The 257-nt window shown below is 60.3% G+C and carries 1 protein-coding gene; it reads right to left on the bottom strand.

Annotated elements, in window-relative coordinates; all coding sequences use genetic code 11:
* Positions 1–242 (bottom strand): hypothetical protein (locus KVT28_RS28445; RefSeq protein WP_368734943.1); only part of this gene is annotated, 242 nt, incomplete at its 3' end.
* Positions 243–257 lie beyond the last annotated feature (15 nt).

Here is a 257-nt window from a genome sequence, read left to right as displayed (position 1 = left end):
GGACGCAGCAGGGCTGCGTGCCGAAGCATCACGGGCATCGCAATCGACAATGGTACGCTCGCCAGCAAGAGTGTCGCGAAGCATCGAGCAGCCTCACCCATGCGAGCGCCCGTCGGCCCCATACTCACCCAATCGGTGACACAACCATAGCCGATTGTTGACACCCAAAGCGCAAGTGCCGGCGAAGGGAGCGCAAGCCATAGTCTCGAACTACCGGGAAGGCTTATTCTGAACGATGCGATCGCGGCGAGAATTCC

This window comes from Pantoea sp. GbtcB22 (assembly GCF_019091025.1).
In the GTDB taxonomy this organism is placed as follows: Bacteria; Pseudomonadota; Gammaproteobacteria; order Enterobacterales; family Enterobacteriaceae; genus Pantoea; species Pantoea leporis.
The sequence above is the reverse complement of the archived record's forward strand: the minus strand, read 5'-3'. Positions and strand labels throughout refer to the sequence as shown.